General features: G+C 41.2%; 24 protein-coding genes. 18 read left to right on the top strand and 6 right to left on the bottom strand.

Going from position 1 to position 26,035, the window contains the following annotated elements:
• Window positions 1-76: 76 nt before the first annotated feature.
• The 3 genes from RMY63_RS21125 to RMY63_RS21135 form a co-directional block, all read right to left on the bottom strand.
• A complete protein-coding gene (locus RMY63_RS21125) occupies window positions 77-679 on the bottom strand; it encodes a heme-copper oxidase subunit III (protein ID WP_322730585.1) in 603 nt (200 codons plus the stop codon).
• Between the two features lie 94 nt (window positions 680-773).
• Window positions 774-2,435, bottom strand: a complete 1,662-nt coding sequence (gene ctaD, locus RMY63_RS21130; RefSeq protein WP_322730586.1) for a cytochrome c oxidase subunit I — start codon at window positions 2,433-2,435, stop codon at window positions 774-776.
• A 14-nt stretch (window positions 2,436-2,449) separates the two neighbouring features.
• Window positions 2,450-3,364 (bottom strand): cytochrome c oxidase subunit II, encoded by a 915-nt coding sequence (locus tag RMY63_RS21135; protein WP_322730637.1) that lies wholly within the window; start codon window positions 3,362-3,364, stop codon window positions 2,450-2,452.
• A gap of 22 nt (window positions 3,365-3,386) precedes the next feature.
• On the opposite strand from RMY63_RS21135, the gene RMY63_RS21140 reads away from it, so the two are divergent.
• Window positions 3,387-3,524 carry a hypothetical protein gene (locus RMY63_RS21140; RefSeq protein ID WP_322730587.1) on the top strand — a complete coding sequence of 46 codons (138 nt, stop codon included), beginning with the start codon at window positions 3,387-3,389 and terminating at the stop codon, window positions 3,522-3,524.
• A gap of 35 nt (window positions 3,525-3,559) precedes the next feature.
• Here the strand turns inward: RMY63_RS21140 and RMY63_RS21145 are convergent, their stop codons facing one another.
• Together RMY63_RS21145 and RMY63_RS21150 are read right to left on the bottom strand one after the other, a co-directional pair.
• Window positions 3,560-4,177, bottom strand: a complete 618-nt coding sequence (locus RMY63_RS21145; protein WP_322730588.1) for a DUF2231 domain-containing protein — start codon at window positions 4,175-4,177, stop codon at window positions 3,560-3,562.
• The gene (locus RMY63_RS21150) at window positions 4,174-4,674 is read right to left on the bottom strand and encodes a DUF2231 domain-containing protein (protein WP_322730589.1); all 501 of its coding nucleotides are present in this window, start codon (window positions 4,672-4,674) and stop codon (window positions 4,174-4,176) included. The genes RMY63_RS21145 and RMY63_RS21150 overlap by 4 nt, the downstream gene beginning before the upstream one ends.
• A gap of 799 nt (window positions 4,675-5,473) precedes the next feature.
• Here RMY63_RS21150 and RMY63_RS21155 point away from each other — a divergent pair.
• From RMY63_RS21155 to RMY63_RS21175, 5 genes are all read left to right on the top strand, one after another.
• Window positions 5,474-6,475 carry a metal ABC transporter substrate-binding protein gene (locus RMY63_RS21155; RefSeq protein WP_322730590.1) on the top strand — a complete coding sequence of 334 codons (1,002 nt, stop codon included), beginning with the start codon at window positions 5,474-5,476 and terminating at the stop codon, window positions 6,473-6,475.
• Between the two features lie 150 nt (window positions 6,476-6,625).
• Complete coding sequence (locus tag RMY63_RS21160; RefSeq protein ID WP_322730591.1) at window positions 6,626-7,405, top strand: metal ABC transporter ATP-binding protein; 780 nt, start codon at window positions 6,626-6,628, stop codon at window positions 7,403-7,405.
• A gap of 24 nt (window positions 7,406-7,429) precedes the next feature.
• Complete coding sequence (locus tag RMY63_RS21165; RefSeq protein ID WP_322730592.1) at window positions 7,430-8,293, top strand: metal ABC transporter permease; 864 nt, start codon at window positions 7,430-7,432, stop codon at window positions 8,291-8,293.
• A 64-nt stretch (window positions 8,294-8,357) separates the two neighbouring features.
• Window positions 8,358-8,930 carry a chemotaxis protein CheB gene (locus tag RMY63_RS21170; protein WP_322730593.1) on the top strand — a complete coding sequence of 191 codons (573 nt, stop codon included), beginning with the start codon at window positions 8,358-8,360 and terminating at the stop codon, window positions 8,928-8,930.
• Window positions 8,931-8,934: 4 nt separating this feature from the next.
• Entirely contained in the window at window positions 8,935-11,154 is a 2,220-nt protein-coding gene (locus RMY63_RS21175) for a response regulator (protein WP_322730594.1), read from the top strand.
• Between the two features lie 195 nt (window positions 11,155-11,349).
• Here RMY63_RS21175 and RMY63_RS21180 read toward each other — a convergent pair whose 3' ends face one another.
• Window positions 11,350-11,721 (bottom strand): DUF2237 domain-containing protein, encoded by a 372-nt coding sequence (locus tag RMY63_RS21180; RefSeq protein WP_322730595.1) that lies wholly within the window; start codon window positions 11,719-11,721, stop codon window positions 11,350-11,352.
• A 1,410-nt stretch (window positions 11,722-13,131) separates the two neighbouring features.
• Here RMY63_RS21180 and psbA point away from each other — a divergent pair.
• The 12 genes from psbA to RMY63_RS21240 all read left to right on the top strand — a co-directional run bounded on the left by psbA (window position 13,132) and on the right by RMY63_RS21240 (window position 26,031).
• Entirely contained in the window at window positions 13,132-14,214 is a 1,083-nt protein-coding gene (psbA, locus tag RMY63_RS21185) for a photosystem II q(b) protein (protein ID WP_322730596.1), read from the top strand.
• A gap of 285 nt (window positions 14,215-14,499) precedes the next feature.
• Window positions 14,500-15,588 carry a chorismate synthase gene (aroC, locus tag RMY63_RS21190; RefSeq protein WP_322730597.1) on the top strand — a complete coding sequence of 363 codons (1,089 nt, stop codon included), beginning with the start codon at window positions 14,500-14,502 and terminating at the stop codon, window positions 15,586-15,588.
• 110 nt (window positions 15,589-15,698) lie between these two features.
• Window positions 15,699-17,603, top strand: a complete 1,905-nt coding sequence (locus RMY63_RS21195) for a hypothetical protein (protein ID WP_322730598.1) — start codon at window positions 15,699-15,701, stop codon at window positions 17,601-17,603.
• Between the two features lie 100 nt (window positions 17,604-17,703).
• Window positions 17,704-17,958 (top strand): SemiSWEET transporter, encoded by a 255-nt coding sequence (locus tag RMY63_RS21200; protein WP_322730599.1) that lies wholly within the window; start codon window positions 17,704-17,706, stop codon window positions 17,956-17,958.
• A 21-nt stretch (window positions 17,959-17,979) separates the two neighbouring features.
• Window positions 17,980-19,635 (top strand): radical SAM protein, encoded by a 1,656-nt coding sequence (locus RMY63_RS21205; RefSeq protein ID WP_322730600.1) that lies wholly within the window; start codon window positions 17,980-17,982, stop codon window positions 19,633-19,635.
• A 196-nt stretch (window positions 19,636-19,831) separates the two neighbouring features.
• Window positions 19,832-20,020, top strand: a complete 189-nt coding sequence (locus tag RMY63_RS21210) for a CPXCG motif-containing cysteine-rich protein (protein ID WP_012411100.1) — start codon at window positions 19,832-19,834, stop codon at window positions 20,018-20,020.
• 19 nt (window positions 20,021-20,039) lie between these two features.
• Entirely contained in the window at window positions 20,040-20,483 is a 444-nt protein-coding gene (locus RMY63_RS21215; RefSeq protein ID WP_322730601.1) for an SRPBCC family protein, read from the top strand.
• Window positions 20,484-20,795: 312 nt separating this feature from the next.
• Entirely contained in the window at window positions 20,796-20,921 is a 126-nt protein-coding gene (locus tag RMY63_RS21220; RefSeq protein ID WP_322730602.1) for a hypothetical protein, read from the top strand.
• Between the two features lie 392 nt (window positions 20,922-21,313).
• On the top strand, window positions 21,314-22,075 hold the full coding sequence (gene crtW, locus RMY63_RS21225; RefSeq protein WP_322730603.1) for a beta-carotene ketolase CrtW: 762 nt from the start codon (window positions 21,314-21,316) through the stop codon (window positions 22,073-22,075).
• Between the two features lie 112 nt (window positions 22,076-22,187).
• Window positions 22,188-23,168, top strand: a complete 981-nt coding sequence (gene cofG / locus RMY63_RS21230) for a 7,8-didemethyl-8-hydroxy-5-deazariboflavin synthase subunit CofG (RefSeq protein WP_322730604.1) — start codon at window positions 22,188-22,190, stop codon at window positions 23,166-23,168.
• Between the two features lie 359 nt (window positions 23,169-23,527).
• Window positions 23,528-24,853, top strand: coding sequence for an AAA family ATPase (locus tag RMY63_RS21235; RefSeq protein WP_322730605.1), 1,326 nt, complete (start codon window positions 23,528-23,530; stop codon window positions 24,851-24,853).
• Complete coding sequence (locus RMY63_RS21240) at window positions 24,850-26,031, top strand: tetratricopeptide repeat protein (RefSeq protein ID WP_322730606.1); 1,182 nt, start codon at window positions 24,850-24,852, stop codon at window positions 26,029-26,031. The genes RMY63_RS21235 and RMY63_RS21240 overlap by 4 nt, the downstream gene beginning before the upstream one ends.
• Window positions 26,032-26,035: the final 4 nt, after the last annotated feature.

A 26,035-nucleotide genomic window follows, 5' to 3' on the forward strand; every position in this document is an offset into this window, starting at 1 on the left:
TGGGGCATAAAAGTAATTAACAATGCCACATACACCAACCCAGATAAATTATCTGGGTTTTCCTTCCCATCAATCTTTACTGCCAAACATAGATAAGGACAAACAAAATAATCCAGATAACATCGACGAAGTGCCAAAACAATGAGGTTGCATTGACGCCGTAGTGACCTGTATCGTAATTGCCAGGTAGGAAAGAACGTACCAAAATTATTAACTGCAACAAAATACCTGTAAAAACGTGCAAACCGTGGAAGCCTGTAAGCAGATAGAAGGTTCCACCAAATACCCCGGAGGTGAAACCAAAGGCGAGGCCGTTCCATTCAATCGCTTGGCCAACTAAAAAGTAAGTTCCCATTGCCATTGTTGCCAAGAGAAATAGGCGAAATTTTACTAAGTCGTGGCGTTGAAGGGCGCGTTCTGCTAAGTAAATTACAAAGCTACTAGCAACAAGAATTACTGTGTTGATTGCCGGTTCTTTTACTTCTAGTCCAGAAACACCTGCTGGTAGCCAGTTAGGTGTTGTTGTTTTGTAGATGGCATATCCGGCGAAAAAACTCAAGAAAATGACGCTTTCTGATAGGAGGAAGACAATGAAGCCAAACATCTTGTTGCCTTCTTCGTCGTGGCTGTGTTCTGCGCTTGTATGGGGCAATTCGTGGGAATTGATATAGCTGTCCATTTTGGTTTTTGAGGGATGAATTTGAAACGCAAAGGTACGCAAAGGGAAGCGCAGAGGTACGCGGAGGGTTTTTGTGTCTTCTTGATGTTTGGCGTTATTCTGGGAGGTTGGCTGTCAAGGGTTCTGATTTGCCGTAGCCGTAGGGTTCGGAGATGATGATGGGAGTTTCTTCAAAGTTTTCTACTGGGGGTGGTGAAGAAACTAACCACTCTAGTCCAATTGCTCGCCAAGGGTTAGCGGGTGCTTTCTCGCCTTGCATCCAAGAAATTACCATGTTGAAAATGAAGGGTAAGGTGGACATTCCTAATAGGAATCCGCCGAGGCTGGCGATGATGTTCCAGAATTGATACTCTGGGGCGTAGGAAGCAACTCGGCGTAACATCCCTTGCAATCCCAATGGGTGCATGGGCAAAAAGTTGAGATTGGTGCCGATGAAGGCTAACCAGAAGTGGATTTTACCCCAACTTTCGGAGTACATCCGCCCAGTCATTTTGGGGAACCAGTGATAGATGGCAGCAAATAAGCCCATCGTCACGGTGCCGTAGAGGACATAGTGGAAGTGACCGACTACAAAGTAAGTGTTGTTAACGTGGACATCCACAGGCACAGAGGAAAGCATGATGCCTGTGATACCTGCGAAGACAAACATTACCAATGCACCCAAGGCGAACAGCATCGGTGTATGTAGTCGCAGTTTACCGCCCCAAATAGTTGCCACCCAAGCAAATACTTTGATTCCTGTGGGGACAGATACACACATTGTCGTCAGCATGAAAATCAACCGCATCCAGCCAGGTGTACCGCTGACGTACATGTGGTGTACCCAAACAATACCGCTAACTACGGCAATCAAGATGGATGAAACGGCAACTACTTTGTAACCAAATAGGGGTTTACGTGAATAAACTGGGAAGATTTCCGAGAAAATCGCAAAGACGGGCAAAATAATCACGTAAACGGCGGGGTGGGAGTAGAACCAGAAGTAATGCTGGAACATAACCGGATTGCCACCCTTGGCGGGGTCGAAAAAGGCGGTACCAACCGTGAGGTCGAGTAGCAGCATCACCGCACCAGCTGTCAGTGCAGGTAGTCCGAATAGTTGGATAATCTGGGCGCTAAACACTCCCCAGACAAACAAGGGCATCCGAAAGAAGCCCATTCCTGGGGCCCGCATCTTGACGATGGTGGTGACAAAGTTGACTGCCCCCATAATTGAGGATACGCCAGATATTGCTACCGCCAAGAGCCAGATAACTTGACCATTAATTAAGTTACCCGTGGGATTCTGGAGACTGACTGGCGGGTAAGACCACCAGCCGGCTTGGGCTGGGCCACCAGGAACAAAGAAGCTACCCATCATCAAAATCCCAACTACTGGCACCATCCAAAAGGCGACGGCATTCAGGCGGGGAAATGCCATATCTCGCGCCCCAATCATCAGGGGTACTAGATAGTTGGCAAAACCAACCAGTGAGGGAAATGTCCACAAAAACAGCATCACAGTGCCGTGCATGGTGAACATACCGTTGTAGACGGTGCGATCAACTAAATCTGATTCGGGTGTCATCAATTCTCCCCGCATCACCATCGCAAAGATACCGCCGACGAGAAAGAAGAAGAATGAGGTAACAAGATACTGGATACCAATAACTTTATGGTCGGTACTAAAGCTGAAGTATTCTTTCCAGCTACTCAAAGATTCGTGGTTAGGCTTCTCATCAGGGAGAAGGATGCCTTCAATAGGAATATTAGTCATCGGTTACTTTCCTTTCAACCAGGAGAATTGACTAGAGGAGGTGCAGCAGGTGGAACTGTAACCCAACCAGTTTGGACTGATTGATTGGATGTTTGGGCATACTCAGAAGCTGCTTGATTATTTGCTAGGGATGGCTTTTGGGTTGCAGCTTGCGCTAGCCACTGCTGATAATCTTCAGGAGATTCAACGATTACATTCGCTTGCATCGTCGCAAAGTATGTGCCGCTATATTGGGAATCCGTTAATCGATATTGTCCGGGAAGGATGGGAGTAAATTCAAAGTCGATCGCATGGTTAGGAATAATATCCTGCTTGAGGCGGAACGCAGGAATATAGAAGCCGTGCAAAACATCCTGTGATTTCAGTGCTAAACGTATCCGGCGATCGCTTGGTAAATGCAATTCGGTAGTGGTAATATCTGTTTCTGGGTAGTGAAAAACCCACGCCCACTGTTTAGCTAGTACGTCAATTTTCTCAACGGGTTCTGCTAAGGCGTTAGCTGGTGCTGCATAAGCTGATTCCATTGCCAGGGGATTATGCAGATGAACTAGTTCTGATGGGCCTTGAATTCCCATTTGTTCGTAAACTTGGTAGCTATAGCCTGCAATCCAAAATACCAAGAGAATTGGGATTGCTGTCCAGACAACTTCTAAGGTGACATTACCTTCAATCGGAGGGCCGTCAGTGAAGTCATCTTTGACTGCTCGATGGAAGATTACAGAATACATCAGAGTACTTGTTACTCCCAAGAAGATGAAGGCACCGAGGGTTACTAAGAAACTAATCAAATCATCAATGAGTTGGGATTCGGCTGCTGCTTGGGGAGGAAGCCAGGAGTAAGCCTGCTTGCCGATCCAGAGACTGGTAGAAGTCACTGCGATCGCGCCTGTAAGCAGCGTTAAAATATTTAAAATCTTCTGGATTTTCATCATTGGTTATTGGGCATTGGGCATGGGGCATTGGGCATGGGGCATTGGTCATTGGGCATTGGGCATTGGTCATTGGTCATTGGGCATTGGGCATTGGTCATTGGGCATTGGTCATTGGGCATTGGGCATTGGTCATTGGTTAATAACTTTAAATAAATGACAAATGACAAAAGACAAAGGACAAATGACAAATGACTATTTGAGTGTTGTATTGAGGTCTTGACCTAATCGCAGCAAATTATCTGCTGTATTGTGTACACCAAATTCGGTGGCTAGTTGCGCTCCTAGTGTGCCGTGGATGTACATAATGAACATGATTGCTATGCCTGCGAACAGATAGATCCATTGCACTTCTCTATCTGTCTGTTTATATTCTTGTTTGCCCCAAACGAAGCGCTGCCATGATCTCCAGACGGTCATGCCAACAATCAGCGCTAATAACAACACACCACCCACACCATGCCAAAGCATAGTTTCCATTGCCTGTAATCCCCAGGCACTCTTCATATCAGCTGGTGGTGCTGCCAATAGCATTTCGTAAAAGCCTGCTCCCACTGTGAAAAATGTGATGATGCTGGCAGCTAACATGTTGTACCAGCCAACAGCAAATAAGTTGTCACGTTCCACAGTAATTGCCAAAAATTTGAAGACCCATTTTTCAAAGGGAAAGAGAACACCAACAATATCAAAAGTCATCCCAATGATAAACAAACCTATTGTCAGATGGACTAAGTTGGGATGAATGGGAATTGTGTAAGGTAATCCGTTTGCGCCTAGAGAATTGGTTAATTGGTTAATTAATTCTGAGTTCATCGCAACACACCATCCTTTATTGCTTCCACAACTGGCACGGTATGCAATCCATATACCCAAACAAGTTCATCGCCGAGATATACTTGTAAACCAACTATCAAGGTTAAAATTAGTCCGGCTCCCAAATAATAAATCGATACTTTTTGCGGATTACGGGCACGAATTACATAGCGCCAAGCTGTAATCGCTGTGATAATTCCTGAAAGCGACCAACCAATTAGCGTATGTAAATTTAGCACCGATTTCGCTAGGCTATAAGGCTGTGCTAATCCCGCTTCAAACTGACCAAAAATAATCGCAACGAAGATAGCGATCGTGGCAACTAACATATTCCACCAACTCACCTCAAAAAGACCGGATTTACCAGTAAAATAGCCAATTACATCGCAGAAGAAGGAAAACAACACCATCGCAATTACGAAGTGGACAACGATGGGATGAATCGTATCTGGATAGGGCAAATTGTGGTCGTTCAAGGATGTCAAATACTCAATCATCGTCTTCTCCTGGACATATCTACCGCACTTTGGTCAATCAATTTTGGATTTTGGATTGGCGATCGCGCAGTCTTAGCGAGCGTCTTTTAGATTTATTCCGTCCCAGACGAAATATAAACTAGAAGACCTAATCAAAAATCTAAAATCGCTAATCAAACTTCAATAATTGATGGACACTCACTAACATCACCACAAGTATCCATCCATAATTGACCGAATTCTGTTCAATATCTGCGCGGTGCAATACGCTTAATCATGTCTTAGCTTTTTGTAGCAAAATTTGGTTAAATTGCCTACATGAAATAATTTTGGTTTTGATTCATTTCCTTATGCCAATAGTCTGCAACAGCAATTCTTGATGTAGCTAAATCAAATCGCTGTCGTTTGTTGATTTGCTTAACCTATCTTTTAGCTTAAGTAAATTTTTATGAATTGTCAAAACAATTAAAATTAAACTTTTAAAAGTTAGTTATCTAACAAAAAAATGTTTTCATAATGTATTTGTTTTGGCATTATTTTAAAATCATAAAACTCCAAACATAAAATTTATCTGTAAGATTTTTCACAATAATTAAATATTTGTTTGTGATGCAAATAACAAAAATGTTTGAACCACTCAAAAAGCTTCTTAAAATAAGGAAAGGAAGGAATCAAGTTAAGTCAGAACCAAGAAATACAGCTTATTGCAACAGGTTCCCTTTTTTCTCCAATATTTCCAATATTATTTTCATAATTCTTTCATTTTTACCTTAGTTCTGCTAAAGTGAGACAAAAGTGAGAAGATTATGAAATTGCTATAATGAGATTTAATATCAATAACTTTCAGATGCAACTACCGCAGTACGGGCAAAAATTAGTTATAGTGTCTGGGCTGCTATTGGGGCTATGTTTGGGTGGGTGTAACCCGTCAACCTCCAATTCTCAACCACAGTTAAGTGCAAACCCAGCTACAAGTGCCACCACCAACCTAGATAAAAAAGGTAAAAAAGTAGTTCTTACAACCTTTACAGTCATTGCAGATATGGCGCAAAATGTGGCAGGAGACAAGGCGATTGTTGAATCTTTGACCAAACCAGGGGCGGAAATTCATGGTTACGAACCAACTCCTAGCGATTTGGTGAGGGCGCAAAAAGCAGACCTAATTTTGAATAATGGTCTGAATTTAGAGCGTTGGGCACAAAAATTGTATAATAGCGTTCCTAATGTACCTCACGTTACCTTAAGTGAGGGAATTAAACCTGTAGAAATTACGGAGGATGCCTACAAAGGGAAACCTAATCCCCATGCTTGGATGTCACCACAAAATGCTTTGATTTATGTAGAAAATATTCGTAAGGCATTAGTTAATTTGGACTCAGCGAATGCAGAGACTTATAACACCAATGCCAAAGCATACAGTCAAAAGATTAAGGAAGTTGATGAGAAACTGCGAAAAGCCGTGTCGGTAGTTCCAGCAGACAAGCGCTATATGGTAAGCTGCGAAGGTGCATTCTCATACGTCACCCGCGATTATGGCTTGAAAGAAGCTTATCTCTGGGCAGTCAACTCTGAACAACAAGCTACTCCCAAACAGCTAGAAAAAGTCATTGATATAGTAAAAAAAAATAAAATACCTGTAGTTTTCTGTGAAAGTACAGTAAATGATGGAGCGCAACGTCAGGTAGCGAAAGAATCAGGAGCAAGGTTTGGTGGAGTATTTTACGTTGATTCCCTGTCTCCAGCAAATGGGCCAGCACCGACTTATCTCAAGTTGCTAGAACTTAATATTACTACTCTAACTCAGGGATTAGAGAAAAAATGAGCAAGTATGCAAGAATAAATTTAATTATTTCAAATTAGCTTGTAGTAAGGACTTTAGTCCTGTTTTGTTCTCTGGAAAACGTTAAGTGTTTACAAATGGGGATAGAGCCGCTCACTACAAAATATTGATTAATCTTAGAGGTGATTTTTAGTGAAATCTATTAGTATTGATGTTGAAAATTTGACAGTTGCTTACCACGGCAAAGTTGCTTTACATGGTGCTTATTTGCAAATTCAAGCAGGTTCAATTAGTGGTTTAGTGGGAATGAATGGTAGTGGTAAATCAACCCTATTTAAAGCGATTATGGGTTTTTTGAAGCCAGTTAGAGGGCGGGTTTTGATTAACGGTTTACCGATAAAAACTGTACAGAAAAAAAGCTTGGTTGCTTATGTACCACAGTCAGAAGAGGTAGATTGGAATTTTCCTGTCAGTGTCCATGATGTGGTGATGATGGGACGCTATGGATACATGAATATACTGCGAATTCCGTCGGCGAAAGATCAAAGAGTGGTGAGGGAGAGTTTGGAGAGAGTGCAAATGTGGTCGATGCGCGATCGCCAAATTGGAGAACTCTCTGGTGGACAAAAAAAACGTGCCTTTCTCGCTCGAGCTTTAGCACAACAAGGAACAGTTTTACTATTAGATGAACCTTTCACTGGGGTAGATATCAAAACAGAAAAAGCGATGATTGACTTATTGCTGGAATTGCGAGAAGAAGGTCATACAATTTTAATTTCTACCCATGATTTAGCGTCTATCACTACTTTCTGTGACCAAGTAGTACTCATTAATCGTACTATTTTAGCTTATGGTGATACATCCGAAGTCTTCACGGAAGAAAATCTATCACGCACTTTTGGCGGTTCTCTTGGAGATTTATCTCTCAGCAAAAGTCAGATAATCCGTGGAAATCAAAATGAATCTGATTGATTACTAATTAATATTGTTAAAAATATGAATACTCTTGCATTCTTAGACTGGTTAACCACCCCCCTACAGCATGAATTTATGGTGAAGGCAATTTGTGTAAGTGCTTTAGTCGGGGTGGTCTGTTCTGTTTTATCTTGTTTTATGACCCTCAAAGGTTGGGCATTAATGGGAGATGCTGTTTCTCATGCGGTAATGCCTGGGGTAGTAATTGCTTATGTTTTAAATATCCCTTTTGCTGTGGGTGCTTTTGTCTTTGGGGTGGGTTCAGTTATTGCGATCGGTTATATCAAAGCGAAGACGAGAATTAAGGAAGATACTGTCATCGGACTTGTATTTACAGGATTTTTCGCTCTTGGCTTGGTACTAGTTTCCAAAACTCCAAGCAGCGTAGACTTGACGCACATTTTGTTTGGAAATGTCTTGGGTATTTCTAATGAAGACATTATCCAAACGGTGATTATTAGCGTAATTACTTTAGTAACAATAGCTGTTTTACGCAAAGACCTACTATTATTTTGTTTTGACCCCACTCATGCACGTTCCATCGGCTTGAATACAGGAGCGTTACACTATATTTTACTATCATTACTATCGCTAACTGCTGTCGCCGGACTTCAGACAGTGGGAATTATTCTGGTTGTCGCTATGTTAGTTACTCCAGGAGCAACGGCTTATTTATTAACAGACCGTTTCGACCACATGATACTAATTGCAATGGCATCGGGAGTATTTTCTAGTGTCATCGGGACTTACATCAGCTATCATATCGATGGTGCAACAGGGGGTTGCATAGTTGTGTTGCAAACCTTGTTGTTTGTCATAGCAATGATTTTTGCACCTAAACATGGGTTACTGGTAAGAGCAAAGAAGCAAGAAAACACTGACTGATTCAGTATGAAATAGCCTTTGCTATTTACATAACCCACATTCTGCCGGTGTGAGGGCGAAACAAGTGTCGTTTAAAATTGTGGTAATTGGTACTTCTTTAGGCGGATTATCAGCATTGAAAATTGTCTTGGGCAATTTACCAGCAGACTTCCCTGTGCCGATCGCGATCGTGCAACACCGTCATAAAGAGTCTAGCAACACACTCCAGGATTTATTACAAGAATCCACTTTGTTGAAAATTCGAGAAGTGGAAGATAAGGACGAAATCCTACCGAGACATATCTACATAGCCCCAGCAGATTATCATTTACTGGTTGAACTAGGTCACTTTGCTCTTTCGACTGATGAGCCTGTTTCTTATGCTAGACCATCTATTGATGTGCTGTTTGAGTCGGCAGCCGATGTCTACACAGAGGAAGTTATTGGTGTAATATTGACAGGAGCAAACCAAGATGGTATGCAAGGTCTTAAAAAAATAAAAGCGCGGGGAGGAATTACTATTGTACAAGAACCTACCACAGCAGAAAGCGACATTATGCCAGAGGCAGCAATTTCTGCTATTACAGTAGACTGGATTTTGACACTCTCAAACATTGCTTCCCAGATGGTCAAGCTTTGTCAATTATCACAGAAATAAACCGATGCAGATGGAACCCAAAGTCAACATCCTCCTAGTAGATGATAAACTAGAAAATTTGCTGGCACTAGAGGCAATCCTAGAAAAATTAGGGGAGAATCTCGTGAGAGCTACTTCCGGGGAAGAAGCTTTGAGGTGTCTGCTGCATCAAGACTTTGCGGTGATTTTGCTGGATGTGCAAATGCCAGGGATCGATGGTTTTGAAACTGCTACCTTAATTCGCAATCGGGGGCGATCGCGTCATACTCCAATTATCTTTCTCACCGCCTTTAGTACTAACGACCAAATGCTGTTTAAAGGCTATGCCTTGGGTGCTGTTGATTATCTGCTCAAACCACTAGACCCCAATATCTTGACTTCTAAAGTCACAGTATTTGTAGAACTATTTAAGAAAACAGAAGCCATCAAGCAACAAACAGCGCAACTGGTAGTTGTGAATACCGAACTCAGGCAAAGTGAAGAACGATTCCGATCGCTAAGTACCTGCTCACCGGTTGGCATTTTTGAAACTGATACTGAAGGCAACTGTAAATATACTAATCCCCGTTATCAGGCAATTTGTGGCTTGAAAGCGTCAGAGAGTTTAGAAAAGAGATGGCTGGAATCTGTACATCCAGAAGATAGAGAACGAGCGATCGCTGGTTGGTCTACTTACATTTGTGAAGGTCGGGAATACTTAGAAGAATTTCGCTTTCAAGTTGCTCACAGTAACATTCGTTGGGTTCAAGTTCGCTCATCACCGATGCTTTCCAGTCAAGGAGACTTATTGGGTTATGTAGGCACTCTTGAAGATATTACCGAACGCAAGCAAGCAGAAGAAGTCCGCGCTCAAGTGATTCGCGAACAAACGGCAAGGCAGGAAGCAGAAGCCGCGAATCGGATGAAAGATGAGTTTCTAGCTGTTCTCTCCCACGAACTGCGCACGCCTCTAACCTCAATGCTTGGCTGGTCAAAAATCCTCCGTGCCAAGAAACTTGACGAAAAAGCCACTTCCCGCGCTTTGGAGGCGATCGAACGCAACGCCATATCTCAAATGCAACTAATTGAGGATATCTTGGACGTATCCCGGATTATCCGTGGTCAGTTGCGGTTAAACGTATCGGCAGTGAATCTAATCTCGGTGATGGAGGCAGCTTTAGAGGCAGTGCGTCCCCTAGCAGAGCCAAAAGATATTCAATTAAATACTGTGCTGGATACTTCGATCGGGTCAGTCTATGGCGATCCAGTCCGTTTACAGCAAATTGTCTGGAATCTACTAACTAATGCAATAAAGTTTACCCCTAAAGGTGGTAGGGTAGAAGTCAGGCTCTCAAAGCATTTTGGATTGCCGATTTCAGACTTTGGTGTGAGTGCTACTTCCACAAGGCTCAGTACAACCCAGTCGAAGGATTTTGGATTTGAATCTGATAGTGAAAATTTAGACTCTTCAAACACTGGAGAAAGCAATAATCTAAAATCCGTCTTGGAAAATTCTGATGGTCGGGAGCCGAGCCTTAAACTTTCCGCAAAATCTCAAAATTCAAAATCTCACTACGCCCAAATTCAAGTTATCGATACAGGTATTGGTATCAGTTCCGAGTTTTTACCCAAAGTATTTGAGCGTTTTCGGCAAGCAGACAGCACCACAACGCGATCGCACAATGGATTAGGACTAGGGTTAGCGATCGTCCGTCATCTAGTAGAACTACACAAGGGGACAATTTTTGCCCAAAGTTTAGGCACTGGGCAAGGAGCAACCTTTACTGTAAGACTACCACTCTTACAAGAGAATAGGGGAAATAGAGAAGCAACAGGAAAAATTTCCTCCTCTATAGCATCGACGCCGCTTGCTGGATTAAGAGTTTTAGTTGTAGATGATGAAACAGATAGCCGTAACTTTCTCAGTTTTATGTTTGAGGAGTATGGGGCTTTTGCCACTGCGGTAGGATCAGTTGATGAAGCCCTAGTAGTACTTGAACAAGCAAAACCAGATATCCTGATTAGCGACATCGGTATGTCAGAGCAAGATGGTTATACATTAATTAGGAAACTGCGCTCTTTAGAACCAGAAAAAGGCGGACGCATCCCGGCGATCGCTTTAACAGCATACACGCGAGAGGAAGACCGCTTGGAAGCGCTAAGAGCAGGGTTTCAGCAGCATTTATCTAAGCCAATTGACCCCAATAAGTTGATTTCTACGGTTGTCAATGTATTAGAACTGCCTATTGAAGTTCCAGTGAGTTGATTGGGACTGGGGAAATGAGGGAGATGAGGGAGTGGAAAAGCAGGGGAGCAGGGGAGCAGGGGAGCAGAGGAGCAAGGGAGACAAGGTGACAAGAGGTAAGAACTTGCAACAAGTCTTTCCCCTTGTCCCCAATTCTCCTTGTCCCCTTGTCCTCTTCTCCATGCCCAATGCCCAGTCCCCAGTCCCCAATCCCAATTAAGACAAAGTTAAAGCATGTTTTTTGAGTTCGTCTAGAGAAACCACTTCCAAAGCTCTAGCATGGGTTGCTGAAAGTATTACAGGTGGAGCAACGCCAGCTTCTAGAGCTTCTTGCCAGCGAGAAGCACACAAACACCAGCGATCGCCAGGTTTCAATCCAGGAAAATTAAAATCGGGAACTGCTGTGCTGAGGTCGTTCCCCTGCGATTTGGTGAACTCCAAGAATTCTGATGTCACTTGGGCACATACGACATGCGACCCGAAATCCTGACCACCTGTACGACAAAAACCGTCGCGGTAAAACCCAGTCACAGGAGAAGTACAGCAAACCTCTAGGTTTCCATCGATTACATTTTTAGCGTCTGTCATCGTTAATTCGTTGTACTTGATTTTTCCACTTGATATAAGCTTATATTTATTGTCAATTCCCTGCTTGAATTAAAATCGCTATCTCTAATTAAACCGCGTCCACCTTGAAAACTGTAGTTCTTTCTGTATGAAAAGAAAAAACCCTCATCCCCCAGCCCCTTCTCCCAATATTGGGAGAAGAGGAGCCGGAAAGAAGTCCTTCTCCCTACTTGGGCTACGGTGTATACACAAGTCCTAAAATCATTGCCTGGTAAGATACAAGCCTTGGTAGGCAAGGTTTTGAGTTAAGTGAACTGATTATCAATAGTGTCAGGTTATTGATAGAGTCCTAACGGAAAATCAAGGATTTTAAAAATAATTTTCCGTTGTTTTTCGTTGATTTGATTGCCAACTCGACTTGTGTATACACGGTAGCCCTACTTGGGAGAGGGATTTAGGGTGAGGGCAAAAACTACGGTTCTCAACGTAGATGAGGTTTAATTCCCAAATGCAGGGAATTTTAAAATTACTTATCTCAAAATCGCTAAAAATAAATTTCCCAGCAGAATATTTAAGAGCGATCGCTCTCAGTTTAAATAAAAACCCCTGGCTAACTACCAGGGGTAATGCAAGTCAGTACTTTTCGCATGGAATGTATCCTACTCCAATACCATAACAACCCTCTAATTTACAGATATGCCATTTTGCCAAACAAAAAAAGCCCTCAGTAGTAAGCTGAGGGTTAATTTTTTTAGCTGAAGCAGCAGAAGCCCCGCACTCTCCCGCAGGGGAGTGACGGGATGAATGTGTGCGAGACGAGGAGCGAGGTCAGAGGTCAGACCGATTTGGGCAACGCTTATAGCTTTTCTTAGTGCCATTCGCCATATAGCCAAATACGTGATGTCATATAGGACTCATATTTGATTGCGTGAAAAAAACTCATACCAATTCTGTATGAAGATGCGCTTATGGTGCAAGAAATAAAGAACGAACCGCCTAACTCTTGGAGAGGCTTCCGCCAACGCGAAACGTCTCGTTCGCGTTAGCGTCTCCGAAGGAGAAGAGAAGAGCGCCAAGTACGCCAAGAAATAAGAAATTAAGAGATTTGGCGCAGCTTCACAAAGAAACGGTATCAGTACACCTTTATTCCTTCTTAAGAGTCCCCATTACCCCTTATCCCCTTCAGGGACCCCACCATCCCCAGTCCCCAGTCTCTACGAGTAATTCACCGAATCAAATCGGATGGCTATACATAAAGATAACTTTGGCGTATTCTTGGCTCGTTGTTTGTTTTTAAATAAGCAAACCTGATAACTCGTATTAGGTTTACTGTAGTAAGAAAACTTGATTAAAAATTGTAAAGCAGTGTAAAGTAATCTCACAGGCAAAAACAAAACCGCCTGATTCATAAATAACCGCAATCATCAAACCATGACAACAACCTTACAGCAGCGCTCAAGCGCCAACGTCTGGGATCGATTCTGCGAATGGATCACCAGCACCAACAACCGGATCTACATCGGTTGGTTCGGCGTCGTAATGATCCCCACCCTGCTAGCAGCTACCGCTTGCTTCGTAATCGCCTTCATCGCCGCACCTCCAGTAGACATCGATGGTATCCGCGAACCAGTTGCAGGTTCCTTGATTTACGGAAACAACATCATCTCAGGTGCAGTAGTACCCTCCTCCAACGCCATCGGTTTACACTTCTACCCAATTTGGGAAGCAGCATCTCTTGATGAGTGGTTGTACAACGGCGGTCCCTACCAACTGGTAATCTTCCACTTCCTGATTGGCGTATTCTGCTACATGGGTCGTGAATGGGAACTATCCTACCGCTTAGGAATGCGTCCTTGGATTGCAATAGCCTATTCAGCCCCCGTTGCAGCAGCAAGTGCAGTATTCTTGGTATACCCCATTGGACAAGGTTCATTCAGTGATGGTATGCCCTTGGGTATCTCAGGAACATTCAACTTCATGATTGTGTTCCAAGCAGAACACAACATCTTGATGCACCCCTTCCACATGTTAGGTGTGGCTGGTGTATTCGGCGGAAGTTTGTTCTCTGCAATGCACGGTTCTCTAGTAACTTCCTCCTTGGTACGTGAAACCACCGAAACCGAATCCCTTAACTACGGTTACAAATTCGGTCAAGAAGAAGAAACCTACAACATCGTTGCAGCCCACGGCTACTTCGGTCGCTTAATCTTCCAATACGCTTCTTTCAACAACAGCCGCAGTTTGCACTTCTTGTTAGCTGCATGGCCTGTAATCGGTATCTGGTTCACCGCCTTGGGTGTAAGCACAATGGCGTTCAACTTGAACGGTTTCAACTTCAACCAATCAATCATTGACTCACAAGGTCGCGTCATCAACACTTGGGCTGACATCATCAACCGCGCTAACTTGGGTATGGAAGTAATGCACGAGCGTAACGCTCACAACTTCCCTCTAGATTTGGCTGCTGGTGATCTTGCTCCTGTCGCTCTTACTGCTCCTGCTATCAACGGTTAATTCTGAAGTTTAGCTCAATAGGAAAGCGCCCTCTGGTAACGGAGGGTGCTTTCTTATTTGTATAGATAAAAGATAGGCTATATAGCAGTCGAAGCATAGGTTAGGACTATGTTGGTTGCTGAAACCTTTGATAATACTGAGTTTCTACTCAGCACGGGCTAAACGCCCCGCTTCCGCTAACAGCACTTTGCTATACGTCAAATATTCCAAATGCCAAAGCATAAAATTAACTTTTGCACAAACTCTAGGTAAAATACATAAGCCTCATCCTTTTTCTTTAAGATCATGGGCAACACTTTTGGTCATCTATTTCGTATAACTACTTTTGGTGAATCTCACGGCGGTGGTGTGGGGGTTGTGATTGATGGTTGTCCTCCGCAACTAGAAATTTCGGCACAAGAAATTCAAGTAGAATTAGATAGAAGGCGTCCGGGACAAAGTAAAATTACGACCCCTCGCAAAGAAGCCGATACCTGCGAAATTTTATCAGGTGTATTTGAAGGCAAAACACTAGGAACGCCTATAGGGATTTTGGTACGGAACAAAGACACTCGTTCGCAAGATTACGACGAGATGGCCGAGAAGTATCGCCCTTCTCATGCAGATGCAACTTATGATGCAAAATATGGCATTCGCAATTGGCAAGGCGGGGGTAGATCGTCAGCGCGTGAGACAATTGGCAGAGTAGCAGCAGGTGCGATCGCTAAAAAAATTCTCCATCAAGTTGCCAATGTTGAAGTTATTGGTTACGTCAAGCGCATCAAGGACTTGGAAGGTGTAGTCGATCCAAATACTGTCACCTTAGAACAAGTGGAAAGTAATATCGTTCGCTGTCCCGATGCCGAATGTGGCGATCGCATGATTGAATTAATTGAGCAAGTTGGGAGACTTGGTGATTCTATCGGCGGTGTCGTAGAATGTGTAGCTCGTAATGTGCCGAAAGGTTTGGGCGAACCAGTATTTGATAAATTAGAAGCTGATATCGCTAAAGGTGTGATGTCTCTCCCTGCTAGCAAAGGCTTTGAAATTGGTTCCGGTTTTGGGGGGACGTTGTTAACCGGAATTGAGCATAACGACGAATATTATATTGATGAAAATGGTGAAATTCGCACTGTAACTAACCGTTCTGGTGGTATTCAGGGGGGAATTTCCAACGGGGAAAATATCATTTTACGAGTTGCATTTAAGCCGACAGCAACAATTAGAAAAGAGCAAAAAACAGTAACTCGTGAAGGTGAAGAAACGCTATTAGCGGCGAAAGGACGACACGATCCTTGTGTGTTACCGCGTGCAGTTCCAATGGTTGAGGCGATGGTAGCACTGGTCTTGTGTGACCATTTGTTAAGACATCATGGGCAGTGTAAGATATTGTAGGGATTATACTTTAACTTTCAGTAGATATTTATGCTTCGAGGGTGGGTTTCTGACTCGCCCTTTTTTACTGATGTTGCTATAGTAGCGGATAACACATTTAAATACGTGCCATGACAGCTGCTATCAATACGGACAAAGAGTATCAAAATCGCTTAAAACACTTTACTAGCCTAAAGTCCAAGTATCAAGCAACTAAATATAACGATTCATCACCCTCTAGTCTTCTCTATCTTATACTGCGTAAAGTTGATTTAGGAATTGAGCTAACTGAATTAGAGTTTAATTGGTTAAGAGAGCAAAAACTTTTTGAAACTGTTGAAATCATTTGCCAACAGCAGCAATATAAGTTAGAAGAACTGAGAAAACTAGAAAATGAGTTTTCCCATCTCAAATCTCAGTATCAAGTCCCTAAATTTTCGGGAGCTTTCAAAAATATTTCTATTATTCTGTATCCAATTCTTTGGAAGCTTCACTCATGTAATTCACTGACGAATTCAGAGATTGAATGGCTAAAAAATAATGGGCTTGGTAGTACAGCTGCTCTTGCTCATAAGATGGAATTGGAGAAGCATTTTTCTGCTTTAAAAACAAAGTACCAAGCTACTAAATACGAGGGTTCATCAATTAATAGCCCACTATATAAAATTCTCAATAAATTGGAAATTAAACAAAAAATAAGCGCTCCCGAATTAGAATGGCTGATAAAACGAGAGCTATTTGAAACAGCAAAAATTTTTAAGCAGCAGGAGTCAGAAAAAGAAGCTCAATTTGCTCAATTACGAGATAAATACCAGGCAAATAAACACCTAGATTTATCATTATCAAGTCCACTATATCCAATACTACAAAATATTGATACCAAAAATAATTTGAGTGATTCCGAGATTAACTGGTTGGAACAGCAAGAACTTAGCGAAACAATTGCCATTGCTCAAGAGTTGGAACAAACACGAGAATTTGCCGCATTGAGACTTAAGTATAAAGCAACTGAGTATCAGGATTCATCGCCCAAAAGTCACTTGTATAAAATTCTTAAAAGACTTGAGTTGTCGAATCAGTTAGGTGAACAGGATATTAACTTCCTCACAAAACGCAAGCTGACTGAGATTATAGAAATTGCAAATGAAAAATACGCTTCTATCCTAAAATCTAAGATAGATTCAGAAGAACTACTTAATGAGTCAGAAATTGAGTGGTTGAAAAATAATAGACGTGAAGATATTATTATTTTTGCTAAACAAAAGCACTTTGCAGCTTTAAAACTAAAATATGATATTTTAGAGTATCAAGATAAGTTATGCACCAGTATTTTATACACAATTTTGCAAAAGTTTGAGTTAAAAGAGCGACTTCAACCAACAGAGTTTGCTTGGCTTCAAGTGACTAAAATTGAAGTGCCTCAACCAACATATAGTTATTCTAAATGGCAAGAACCTCAGTGTCAAGGGACTAAATTATTCTCTGGTAAGATTTTGATTACTTACCACACAATTGAAGCAAATTTCTATGAGCAGGAGTTTCAGCGCACTGAGAACAAATGGAACTTAGCAAATGCGAGCAGCCATTGGCGTAAAGCAGATGAACCAGAACACGCATTGCAACTGACAAATAATTTGGAATTAGACAAAATCAAAGAAAATAAACTCAAGTCAGCTTTGCTAACTAGCAGAGGTGGAGCTTTTCGAGATATTGATAAATTAGATAAAGCAGAAAATTGTGCCCGTCAAGCTATTGAGTATCAACCAAAAAGCCATCACCCTTACACCTTGATGGGAGCTATTTGTTTTGAACGACATCAATATTCAGATGGTGAGTATTGGTTTCAAGAAGCAATCAAACGTGGAGCTAATCCTAGAGATATGGATTCTGAAATCAAGCGAGTAGTGAAAAATGCTAAGGATGAAAGCAAGCGTCGGCAAGTGATAAACTACTTACTAAACAAAGATCCACAACGGTATGCTTGGGCAAAGTCTTATATCAAAAATTCAAAGAATACAATATCAGTCAAGAAATAAAATTACATCATAAAACAAAAAGATAAACTAAGTAAACTTTAATATCATGTAATTGTTACTCTAGCGTTACACTACAAATGAATTGCTCTGGTTGCATCGCATGGATTTTATAACAATTTTAGGATTAGCGGCTGCTACACTAACCACGATTGCCTTCTTACCACAGATGTTTAAAACTTGGCAAACCAAATCAGCAAAAGATGTTTCTTTGGTTACGCTGATTACATTCATAAGTGGTGTTTTTTTGTGGGTAATCTATGGAATTTATTTACAATCCTTGCCAATTATTCTTGCTAACGCCGTAACATTGATTTTTAACTTAATTATTCTATGGCTTAAAATTAAATATAGATAAACTTGCCTCTAACAAACACCTGTGACATCATCTGTATTTGACTCTGAACGCCTTCTCTTTACCCCCGCTACCCCAGACACCAACGCTATCCCCATAATCTTCGCCTTTCCCAATGAGTACAGCGTAGGTATTACAAGCCTTGGCTATCAGGTGGTGTGGGCAACCTTGGCGATGCGTGATGATGTGCAGGTGAGTCGCCTGTTTACCGATACTCACGAACAACTCCCTAGAACGCCGGAAATTGTGGGATTTTCTATTTCGTGGGAACTGGATTATGTGAATATTTTAAATTTGCTGGAATCTTTAGAAATTCATATTCGAGGAACCTCTCGTGATGATTCTCATCCGATAATTTTTGGTGGTGGCCCCGTTCTTACTGCTAACCCTGAACCTTTTGCAGATTTTTTTGATGTCATTTTACTGGGAGACGGTGAAACCCTGTTAGGGAATTTTATTGAGGCTTACAAAGAAGTAAGAAATGCCTCAAGACAAACTCAACTAAAAAGACTTGCACAAATACCAGGAATTTATGTACCCAGTTTGTATGAAGTGGAATATCACACAAGAGATGGTGAAGTAAAGTCTATTAAACCAATTTCTCCCGAAATTCCCGCAGTGGTGCAAAAGCAAACTTATAGAGGAAATACACTATCGGCATCTACTGTAGTCACCGAAAAAGCGGCATGGGAAAATATTTATATGGTGGAAGTGGTGAGAAGTTGTCCAGAAATGTGCCGCTTCTGTTTGGCTAGTTATCTCACGTTACCTTTTAGAACAGCCAGTCTGGAAGATTCATTAATTCCAGCGATCGCCAAAGGTTTAGAAGTCACAAATCGGCTAGGATTATTAGGGGCTTCTGTAACTCAACACCCAGAATTTGAGACTTTGCTGGATTATATTAGTCAGCCAAAGTATGATGATGTCCGTCTCAGTATTGCCTCAGTCCGAACTAATACTGTAACAGTCCAGTTAGCAGAAACTTTGACGAAACGAGACACGCGATCGCTTACTATTGCAGTAGAAAGTGGTTCCGAGAAAATCCGCCAAATCGTCAACAAAAAGCTGCATAACGATGAAATTATCCAAGCAGCGATAAATGCCAAAGCTGGCGGCTTAAAAAGCTTGAAACTCTACGGAATGGCAGGAATTCCTGGTGAGGAAGCAGAAGATTTAGAACAAACCGTGGCGATGATGCGCAATATCAAAAAAGCTGCACCGGGATTACGCTTAACATACGGATGCAGCACCTTTGTACCCAAAGCACACACACCGTTTCAATGGTTTGGGGTAAATCGCCAAGCCGAAAAGCGGTTGCAGTTTTTGCAAAAACAGCTAAAACCGCAGGGAATAGAATTTCGCCCAGAAAGCTATAATTGGTCGATTATACAGGCTTTATTATCGAGAGGCGATCGCAGACTCTCCCAACTTCTCGAACTTACTCGTAACTTTGGCGATTCCTTGGGTAGCTACAAACGTGCTTTCAAGCAACTCAAAGGGCAAATCCCCGATTTAGATTTCTACGTCCACGCCGAATGGTCAACAGAACAAGTATTACCCTGGAGCCACTTGCAAGGGCCTTTGCCACAGTCTACACTACTAAAGCATTTGGCTGATGCTAAAAGTTATATCAATCCATCTTCAAAAGAATTACAGCCAGTACTGGGGACTAGGAACTAAGGAGTAGGGGAGTGGGGAGATGGGGGAGATGGGGGAGATGAGGGAGATGAGGAGAAAAGGGAGATGAGGGAGACAAGGGGACAAGGAGATAAACAAAACTCCTAACTCTTAACTCCTAACTCTTAACTCCTAACTCAGCACTCCTAACGCCCAATGCCCCATGCCCAATACCCATGAATTCATAGCTGAAAACTTGATGCAAAACACAGCTGAGTATTACTGCGCCTATTGCGGCGAACCGAACTTAACTTTTATTGATTTGAGTGCTGGAGGACAGCAATCTTACGTTGAAGATTGTCAAGTTTGTTGTAACCCAAATATTTTGTATGTGCGGGTTGATGAAGATACCCTAGATATCGAGATTGATACCGAATCCGAAAGTTGAATTTTAGGTTTTTCTTTCCATGCTGCACTTTAAACATTCCTCAGTAATTAATGCCTCACCAGAAGTAGTTTGGAAATTTCACGAAAGGCCAGATATTTTGCAACTGCTGAATCCACCTTGGCAGCCAGTCCAAGTGGTTCGTCGTGAGGGAGGGCTAAACGTGGGTGCTATCACCGAATTTCGCTTGTTTCTTGGCCCATTACCCTTAACTTGGTTAGCGCGTCATACTGAATGTGAAAAATATCGCCTGTTTACTGACGAACAGATATCTGGCCCCTTTGAATCTTGGGTACATCGACATGAATTTGAATCAGAAAATGGCAAAACCAGATTAACTGACGCTATTTCCTTCTCTATGCCTGGTGGAGGAACTGTTGAATTTATCAGTGGTTGGCTAGTGCAAGCGCAATTAGAAGCAATGTTTCGCTACCGCCACTATGTAACTAAACGAGAATGCGAGTAATTATTAGCTAATTGTCATTCATTTTTCTAGGATGATTATTTTGTAGAAAGTGGCTCCAGCAGTTTAGCTTATTAGGAGCCATACTTATTATTTATTCTTTCTTAGTCTGGGCAATATCAGTAAATCTTCTAACTTCCGTTAGATTTTTTTGATATTTAAAATACTATTTCGCTAATTTAAAAGTATTTTCTGAAAATATTGAAAATTTCATCCTTTAGGCTTGTTTGCACTTTAGTACTATAGGCAGATAGCCTTAATTTTATAGGTTAAATACGATAATAAGTGTAATTTAATTCTTCAGCAAAATAAGCGATGGAACTTTATCCAAGTAATGCAGCAGAAAGTGCATACAATGTCAATAATCGTAATTCTTTAAAGTTGGGGTTTAATCCTCAGCCTGAACTTGGGAGCGATCGCTTGGCAACCATCGCTTTTTAGCCTACATTAGTTTGGGATCTCAACAGCTACAGCATCATACACAAACTACTCCACTTCATTCCCTACTCTTGCCGCTAATTATGTTACCGCCTTTTTCCCAGGCTTCGGCTGTTTAAAAAGCCCCACATTATAAACACTAGTGTTTATAATTACTAAATTTATCAGTACTATAACTTATATAATCTAACCGCCATCCCAAAAACAGTTGTTGGTATTGCGGTTGTATGTGTAATAATAGTTCAAGTATCTTAATATTTCTAAACATCTTAGAGTGTTGGCACCATCCGATGCAAAACACTTACCACTAATAAAGTTTTCTGGCTGGTGGTTAGTGCTTTTTGTGGTGACTATATTTTAGTAATTTTCACCTGAATACTAGGCAAAGTAAAAGCGTGATTCAATTAGAACAACCACCCAGCCATCAAACAAAACTGACCCCAGTAGTGAAAAGTAAATCTCAGTTTAAAGGACTTTTCATTGCTATTGTCATTGTTAGCGCATGGGTCATTAGCTTGAGTTTATTACTTCCCCTTAATATCTCCAAGCTACAATTTTGGATACTATTGCCTAGCATAGCTTGGCAAACATTTTTATATACGGGATTATTTATTACATCTCATGATGCTATGCATGGGGTGGTGTTTCCCCAAAACAGTAAAATTAATCATCTTGTTGGGACATTAACCCTATCTCTTTATGGTCTTTTACCATATAAAAAATTATTGAAAAAGCATTGGTTACACCACCAAAATCCAGCAACTCAAATAGACCCAGACTTTCATAATGGTAAACATAAAAACTTTTTTGCTTGGTATTTCCATTTTATGAAAGGTTACTGGAGTTGGGGACAAATTATTGCTCTAACTCTTATATATCAGTTTGCTAATCGTATCCTTCATATACCCCATGCTAATCTAATAACTTTTTGGGTGCTTCCTTCGCTTCTAAGTTCATTCCAATTATTTTATTTTGGTACTTTCCTTCCACATAGCGAACCAATCACAGGTTATATTCAGCCTCACTATGCCCAAACGATTAGCCGTCCAATTTGGTGGTCATTTATCACGTGCTATCATTTTGGCTATCATGAAGAACATCACGAGTATCCCCATGTTCCTTGGTGGCAGTTACCAGAAATTTACAAAGCAAAATAATTCTTTTTTATTTAATAAATAAGTGGGCGTGAATAATTAAAAGTTTCTAGTCAGCGTTTCTAACCCTTAAATAAGCCTGGGGCTGCTTACTAAAAGCAAATTTATTCTGCTTATGCCAATTAATAATCCTCGTCTTGTCACTTATAGCCCTGCTTATACAATCGTTCCCACTTACGAGTGCTTTAATCGGTGTAGTTACTGCAACTTTCGCAGCGAACCGGGTAAAAGTCCGTGGATGAGTCTTTTAGATGCAGACAGTATTTTAAAACCACTTCAAAGTGAAAAAGTCTGTGAAATTCTCATACTCAGTGGTGAAGTACATCCTCATTCGCCAAAGCGTCAGGCGTGGTTTGAGCGAATTTATGATTTGTGTGAATTAGCGCTTTCAATGGGGTTTTTACCTCATACAAACGCGGGGCCACTGAGTTTTGAAGAAATGCAAAAGCTCAAGCGTGTGAATGTTTCGATGGGGCTGATGTTGGAACAGTTAACGCCAACATTGTTAAATAGTGTACATCGGCACGCACCGAGTAAATTACCAGAAGTTCGTTTACAGCAATTGCAATGGGCGGGAGAGTTGCAGATTCCTTTTACAACTGGGTTACTATTGGGAATTGGGGAAACAGTTGATAATTGCTGGGAAACATTAACAGCTATATCTCAACTGCATCAACGTTATCACCACATTCAAGAAGTTATCTTACAACCTCATAGTCCAGGATATCAGCAAACCTTTGATGCACCACCTTTTGACCCTCATCAATTACCAGAAGTAATTGCTAAAGCACGTCAGATTTTACCGCCAGATATTACTATTCAAATTCCGCCAAATTTAGTTAAAGATGACCGATGGTTACTCGCTTGTATCGAAGCTGGTGCGCGAGATTTGGGTGGAATAGGGCCAAAAGATGAAGTGAATCCCGATTATCCTCATGTTCAGGAACAGGCATTAAGAGAAATTTTACAGCCTGCGGGGTGGGAATTGATGCCCCGTTTGCCAGTTTATCCGCAATTTGATAGTTGGTTGTCAGAGGAATTACAAACAGCAGTCAAACGCTGGCGCAAGACTCTAACCCCAGTTTCTCTTTTGTAAGAATAGGGAAGTAGAGATTTTGCCATCTCGTAGTAGTTTTTTTGCTGACAAGTATTTGAACTCCGTTAATGAGCCTTTGAACTTCATTAATGAACCTCTGAACTCCGTTAATGAGCCTTTGAACTTCATTAATGAACCTTTGAACTCCATTAATGAGCCTTTGAACTTCATTAATGAACCTTTGAACTCCATTAATGAGCCTTTGAACTCCATTAATGAACCTTTGAACTCCATTAATGAGCCTCTGAACTTCGTTAATGAGCCTTTGAACTCCGTTAATGAGTATTTGAACTGGATTCATCTACCTCAATTCTGTATGATCTCGATTATTATGAGCATCATTGCTATATTTTTTACCTATGGTTAATAGTACTGACTTACTCTCAAACCTCTACAACGCCTTTAACCCCTTTGAACCCTTACCCGCAGGAGATCCAAAATATGTAGATTGTCAGGATGTGCGGGGAGATGCGGATATTGAGCAAGAGTTGGGAAATCGAATGCGACTAGCAAATACAAATACTTGTCAATTGTATTCTGGTCATCGAGGTGCGGGGAAGTCTACAGAATTACTCAGGTTAAAAAAGTATTTAGAAAATCGGAAATTTTATGTTGTCTATTTTGCGGCTGATGAAGAAGATATCGATTCTGAAGATGCCCAATATACAGATATACTCCTCGCCTGTACCCGCCGTTTGCTCAAAGATTTAAAAGAAATTGCCAGTCCTCGTCCGATACTCAACTGGTTAAAAAGTCGTTGGGAAGATTTAAAAGATTTAGCGCAGACTCCCATAGAGTTTGAGAGTCTGGAAGTAGAAACCCAACTTGCTCAGTTTGCCAAGTTGACCGCAAATTTAAGAGCTGTTCCTGAATTACGCCATAAGATTCGCCAAAAAATTGATCCTTACACCGTCACTTTAATTCAGGTGTTAAATGAGTTCCTGGGGGATGCAAAAAAGAACTTACCTACGGGTAAAACTCAACTGGCGGTAATTGTCGATAACTTAGACCGGATGGTGTTAGTCAAAGAGAAAGACCACACCAACTATGAGGAAGTCTTTTTAGACCGCAGCGAACAACTCCAAGCTTTAGACTGCCATTTGATTTATACTGTCCCGATTTCAATGGTCTATTCTACCAGGGCAACAGACCTCAGAGATATCTACGGCGACCCCCAAATTTTGCCGATGATTATGGTAAACACTCTCAAGGGAGACATTTACCAGCCAGGACTCAAGAAAGTTAAGGAAGTAATTAACAAGCGAGTCCGGCAAATTGCACCGGAACTATCACTAGAGAAGGAAATTTTCGACAGTCCCCAAACCTTAGACAGACTTTGTTTGATGAGTGGAGGTCATGTGAGGAATTTGCTATTGTTAACTCAAGATGCCATTGGACGCACTGAAGAGTTACCTGTTTCAGAAAGGGCGGTGCGACGAGCAATTACTCAAGCCAGAGATACTTTTCGCCGTGCTGTGGAAAATCATCAATGGTGTCTGTTAGCAGAAGTGTCTTCTTCTAAACGGATTATTAATGATGACTTGTATCGGAGCTTGATGTATAATCGCAGTCTTTTAGAATACCGCTATTTGGATGATGATGGAGAGATGCAGCGTTGGTATGATATTCATCCATTGATTCAAGGAATTCCAGAATTTAAAGAAGCCGTAGCGAAACTTTCATGAACCCAAATTTAAGTGATTGGGATGATGATTTACCCCCAGAACCAGAAGAAGCTTATCAAGACTTACTTCGCGCATTGAGGCGAAAATCAGGATTTGGTTTGTTTTTTGTTCAATGTACACCTGTGGAAGCAGACAATTTGATTGTCAGACTTCCACAGGAAATTCCGCAGAAGAAGATTGCAGTTTTACGCTTGGTTGAGGCAATTGATAATTTATATCAGCCAGTGGCAGAGTTTATTAAAAACAAGCAAGTTGATATTTTATTGATTAAAGGTCTGGAATATTCTTTATATAAGTATGAGAAAAGAAATTTTGGGGAAATTACCGAAGGACAATTTAGCAATTTAACCAGTGTTCCACATATTTTAAATCACTTAAATCAACAGCGCGAACGCTTTAGAGATGATTTTCCAATTAGCTTTGTTTTTCTTTTGCGTTCATTTTCGATAAACTATTTTATTCATCGCGCTCCAGATTTTTTTGATTGGCGTTCTGGGGTGTTTGAATTACCGACAACACCAGAAGTGGTCGAACAAGAATCAAATCGCCTATTAGATGAAGCTAGTTGTCATAACTATTTAAAACTCAGTCATGATAAAAAAATAGAGAAAGTGCTAGAAATTCAATACCTTATATCAGAAAAAGATCAAACTGAAATTTATAGAGGCTCATTGCTATTTGAATTAGGAAACTTATTATTTGCTATGAATGAATATGAAGCAGCACTTATTAGTTATGAAAAAGTTTTGAAATTAAAAATTTCTAACTACTCGACTTGGTGGTATAAAAAAGCTGAAACCTTACGAAAATTAGGACGCTATGAAGAGGCGATTACTAATTATGACGAAGTTATTGTGGTCAATCCTGATGATTATTGGGCTTGGTATCATCGTGGGCTATCTTTTAGCGAACTAGGTCGTTATGAGGAGGCAATCAACTCTTATGACCAAGCAATAAAAATTCATAATAAAGATATTGAAATTTGGGGCATTCGTGGCATGGCATTTTATTACTTAGGTATCTATGAGCAAGCGATTGCCAGCTATGATAAAGCTATTGAAATTAAGCCTGAATGCTGTGCTGGACTTTACTACTATAAGGCTTGCTGTTTCGCCAAGCAAGACATTATTAAACTCGCAATTGAAAATCTACAACGTGCAATTGCTATCAGTTATTAAAAAT

The sequence above is a fragment of the Nostoc sp. ChiQUE01b genome, assembly GCF_034531255.1.
Lineage (GTDB): Bacteria > Cyanobacteriota > Cyanobacteriia > Cyanobacteriales > Nostocaceae > Nostoc.